Origin of the sequence: Gardnerella sp. 26-12 (genome assembly GCF_001660745.1) — a bacterium.
Lineage (GTDB): Bacteria > Actinomycetota > Actinomycetes > Actinomycetales > Bifidobacteriaceae > Bifidobacterium > Bifidobacterium swidsinskii.
The window spans coordinates 1-5,259 of sequence record NZ_LWSR01000112.1 but is presented as its reverse complement, the minus strand read 5'-3'; the positions used below and the strand labels follow the sequence as shown (position 1 = coordinate 5,259).

Sequence of the window (5,259 nt, the reverse complement as noted above, 5' to 3'; positions counted from 1 at the left end):
ATTTATTAGTTGGTTATTTGTTGTTATTGCTTATTTATTTTCTACCGCGCGTTTCCCACGACTTCGCGCAATAGATACGCAAAGCAGTGAAATCACAACAATTGCTGCCACAATTTGAGCAACAATCGTCTCAACATACGGATAGAACCCAAGCCAATCGTTAGTTGGCAAGCCTTGAATATACATTCCTTCGAGAGCATCGCCCTCGATTAACGCGTGCACACCACCGCCTGCAAAAATCACTACGAGAACAGACATAAGAGCACTTGTTCCAGTAAAGAATGGGCGAATTGGTATGTGCACAGATGCGAAACGAATCAACAAGAATATCACTACAAGAACTGCAGCAGCGGAAATGAAGCCTCCCCAAATCATAGAGTCAGCTCCGTTTGAAACTGCAAAGATTGCTTGATAGAAGATTACAGTTTCAGCGCCTTCGCGGAACACAGCAAGGAAACTCAATAACGCTAAAGAAACCAAGCTTCCCTTAGAAACTGCTGCCGTTGTTTGCTCACTAATATACTTATTCCATGCTTGCACTGAAGATCTAGAAATCATCCAGTTACTCGTGTAAAGCAGCATAAGCATTGCGAACAATGCAACAACGCCTTCTGTGATCTCCTGCTGCGGACCAGAGCCATTAAATAGCAAGCCGAATAGTGCAGCTACAGCAAGAGATGCCACAATTCCAGACGCAATACCTAGGTAAATATACTTCACCATATTCTTGTGACCGGATTTAACAAGGTAAGCAATAATTGCTGCAACAACTAGCAGCGCTTCCAAACCCTCACGAAGCAAAATCACGAAAGCTTGACCAAATGAGCTAGTTATGAATTGCATAAATGGATTTGCGCTTGAAGATGCACCTTTGTCTAATTTTGCTGCGTCTTCAATAAGCATCGCTTTAAGATCCGTTACGAACTTTTTAGCTTGCTCAATAGTTCCGCCGTTGTTCATTGTTTGGCGGCACTCTTTGAATTGATATTCGACAGTCGAAACGCGACTTCCGCTTATTGCATTCATCACGTTCTTCTCGAAACCAAGCTTTTCATAATACTGGTAATAGGCTTCGTTAATTAAATCAACTGCAGCTGCTACTTGAGTTTTATTACCTTTTGCAGACTTGTATTTTGCAACAGATTTGTCGAGAATAACATTCATTTCTCGAGCAACTTGACCCCACGTACGACCATTGCGTCCAAGGTTTTTCTTTTTTGCAGCATCTAGCTTTTTGCGCTCTGCTTTAATTTGCGCACGCAACTTTTGCGCATAAACATTTGGCTTATCCACTTTTAAGTTGGCATCGAGACTAGATGCAGTTTGTGCAACATCCGCTGCAAGAGCCGTTGAAACAGCACTTATTTGTGAACCTTGATTTTGCTGGTACACAAGCGTTTGCAGCTGCTGGAATTGATTGCTTTGCGCTTGAACTTTATTCTGACCAAAAGTATCTCGAACAGCAGTAATCATGTTAGAAGCAACGTAAACGGAATTGTATGCTGCTTCAAATCGAGTTGCAGCTCCAGAATTATTGCCACTATTGTATTCTGATTGACCTTGTAGCAATTCATTGTCGATTGCTTTAGAAACTTCTGTCCAGCTAGTATACGAACGATCTGCATCTGTTGCAAAAGCTGGAATAGTTGTAGCAAACGAGCTCACTATGCAACCTACCAACATGCACACAGCCAGAATCAGTGCAGCCGAGTCACGAATAATTCGGCGCACTTTTACACACGCGCGCATAACATCTCCTCGCGTTCTTCCGCGTCTTCTTGCGATTCCGCACTTCTCACGCGTTTTACGCCTTTTGCGTTAACGCATTTCCTGCATATCTACGCGCTCTACCCCAAATTGAGCGCACCCAACTAAAACTTGCCATTACAAAGGCCCCACAGGTACATAATATCGACATATCATGTAGATTGATATAGTTCGGCGCAAAAAACACGCAAATATTACAAAAATGATATTGATAACGAGAATTATCTTTCGTTTTTACTAAAGCCGACAAGCCCAACAAACTCATTAAACATGTTTCTCATACTTTCCACAATGCGACTTTTCTTCTCAGCGCGCGCCTTAGCCGCAGCGCCAAATCTGCTCATTCTAGGCATTAAATCATTAATGTCTGTACCAAGCTCACTCACTTCGCCAGCGCTAAAAGATTTCTCCATAAACTTGCGAGTCAAAGCATCGTTTAATCCTTCGCTTTGCACGAGTTGCGCCAAATCATGATTATACTTTTTCTCAACATACTCGCTCCAGCAATCAACAATACTCACCTTGTTGCCGTTAGAATCGTAAACAGTAATGTCACCTTCAGAATCTACAAGCTTCCCAAGCTCCTTCTCGTTAAGCTGCGCAATAAACCCTTCAATAAGCTTCTTTTTACTACGCAACTGCGGGCTAGAGTCAACTGCCACCTTAATAGAAGCAAGAACATTTTTATCCTTACAATGCTTGCTATGGTAATGTTCTACTAACATCAAAATGTAGTCAATATTTACTTCTACTTGGCGCACAAGCTCCATCTCAAACACAACATCGTCCGTAATGTTTGCAATATCGCCTTTTTGCTCTTTGCGCTTCCATTCTTCATGCAAATCCTGGTAATGCCCCAAGTAATCTTGCATATCGCGCTCTTTGATTATCTCGTTGCCTTCAAATTGATCGAAAGCTTTCAGCATGTTACGCAATCGCAGAATATTACCAAAAAGCGATATAAACTTTTTCTGATTCTCTTCTCCAACAATGTTGAAGCCTTGCAGTGGATACTTTTCCATAAGCTCATTTACTAAATCACTGTATCCACAACGCTCAATTCCTTTAGCGTCAACGTAACCGTTGTAAATCTGCTCAAACGTAGGGCAAAGCACAATACCTTGCGCATCTTTATCTCCAAAAAGAGCTACCGCTTCGTCAACTTGATAGCTCAAATCCCTAAAGCACACAATGTTTCCAAATGTTTTAACGGAATTTAAGATTCGATTTGTGCGCGAAAACGCTTGAATAAGCCCATGCATGCGAAGATTTTTATCTACCCAAAGCGTGTTCAAAGTTGTTGCATCAAAACCAGTTAGAAACATGTTGACTACAATCAAAATGTCAATTTCCTTATTTTTCATGCGAATTGAAACGTCTTTGTAATAGTTTTGGAATTTGTTATTTGACGCATCATACGCAGTATTAAACATTTCGTTATAGTCTTTTATTGCGCTTTCCAAAAATTCTTGCGAATTTGCGTCTAGCTTTGCCGTGCTTTCTGAATTTTCTTCTCCAAGAGAACCCATGCCGTTGGCGTACGCCGAAGAATCTGACTCACCCTCGTTTACTGCATAGCTGAAAATAGTTGCTACTTTTAAGCGTTCGCTTGGAGGCAGATTTTGCTGCTGCTTTTTGAACTCGTTGTAATACGCTTTTGCAAGAGGAATGTCTGCAACAGCAAAGATTGAATTAAAGCCGTTTATGTCAACTTCTTCAGAAGATTTTTTAGTCTCTAAAGTATTATGCTTATCTGCAGCAAGTTCTTTAACGTTAATAATGCGCTTGTATTTGTAAGTCTTCTCGTTGCGATACGTTTTTTGAGTAAAATGCTCAATAATGTATTGAACAACATTATGCACGCGATCTTTATGCCTAATTACATCTGGTCGATTAATATCTTTAACCAATTCGTCGGTTGCTTTTTCCAGCTCGCTCGACGTTTTTACAGTAGCAACGTATTCCACGCGGAATGGCAACACGTTTTTATCGTTAATCGCGTTAATGATTGTGTACGTATGCAAGCACGGTCCAAAGGTTTGCTCGGTTGTGGAAAGATGCGCAGCGTCGGAGCCAGCAGCGTTCGCTTCAAAAATTGGCGTGCCAGTAAACCCAAAAAGCAGAGCATTTTTAAAGTGTTTTACAATATCTGCATGCATGCCTCCAAACTGGCTTCTGTGGCATTCGTCAAAAATAAACACTATGCGCTTTTTGTAAATTTCATGACTTGGGTTGTTGCTTATAAATTTACTAAGCTTTTGAATAGTGGTTATAATAAGCCTGCATTCTTCCGTATTGTCTTCTAGCTGTTTTGTAAGCACAGCTGTTGAAGTGTTACTATTTGCGGCTCCTTTTTCAAACCTGTCGTATTCTCTCATTGTTTGATAGTCAAGATCTTTACGGTCTACAACAAACAAAACTTTGTCAACAAGATTATTGCCTTCTGCGTCTTTCAAAGCTTTTACTAGCTGCGATGTTTTGAAGCTAGTTAGCGTTTTACCAGATCCAGTAGTATGCCAAATATATCCGCCCTTTTGACGCTCTGCTGCCGGCATTTTGCTCGCATTAGCAAACATGTATTTTACGCGATTCACTATGTTTTCTGCTGCAGTAATCTGGTATGGACGCATAACCATCAAGCAATCTTCTGCATTAAAAACGCAATATTTTGTGAGAATGTTAAGAATTACGTGCTTTGCAAAGAAGGTTTTAGCAAAATCGCATAAGTCGGAGATTATAGTGTTTTGAGCATCGGACCAATAGTTTGTAAATTCAAAACTGTTACTTGTTGTGCTTTTGCTAGATCCTTTACTTTTCTGCTCGTTGTACGCATTATTGCGAGTTGAGTTGGAGTAATACTTTGTTTCAGTGCCGTTTGAGATTACGAAAATTTGCACGTATCCAAATAGTCCGCTTCCAGCCCAAAATGAGTCGCGAGCATAACGGTTAATCTGATTGAACGCTTCTCTAATAGGCACACCTCTGCGCTTTAGCTCAATATGAACCATCGGCAAGCCGTTTACTAGAACAGTCACATCGTAACGATTGCTACGCGCAGGGCCATTTGCATCATTATTGTTTGCATTATCGTTTGCGTTAACAGCATATTGGTTGATTACTTGCACAATATTCTTGTGAATATTTTCTTTGTCAATAATAGTAATGTTCTTATCTACGCCGTCATCTTTTTTGAGTATTTTAACGTTATCTCGCTGAATAGTATCTGTTTTCTTAACTATATCGTCAGTGCTGTTTGCAATATTTTCTTTGAAAAATCTTTCCCACTCGTCATTCGAAAAATGGTAGTCGTTGAGCTTTTCGATTTGCACGCGAAGATTTGCTATAAGATCTTTCTCGCTGTGAATGTGAGCGTACTCGTAGCCTTGGGATTGCAAAATGTTAATGAACTCTTCTTCGAGCTGCGCTTCGCTTTGATAGCTGCCGTCGTTGCGCGCGCTTGGCGCTGTCTCTTATACACATCTCCGAGCCCAC

The 5,259-nt window shown here is 40.7% G+C and carries 1 protein-coding gene and 1 pseudogene; both read right to left on the bottom strand.

The genetic code is table 11. The features are described from left to right. Positions 1–30: 30 nt before the first annotated feature. Positions 31–1,749: an FTR1 family protein gene (locus A5295_RS05470; protein WP_064622065.1), complete on the bottom strand. Its 1,719-nt coding sequence runs from the start codon at positions 1,747–1,749 to the stop codon at positions 31–33. 239 nt (positions 1,750–1,988) lie between these two features. Then, positions 1,989–5,228, bottom strand: a pseudogene (locus A5295_RS05465) (type I restriction endonuclease subunit R); the annotation flags it as partial. Positions 5,229–5,259 lie beyond the last annotated feature (31 nt).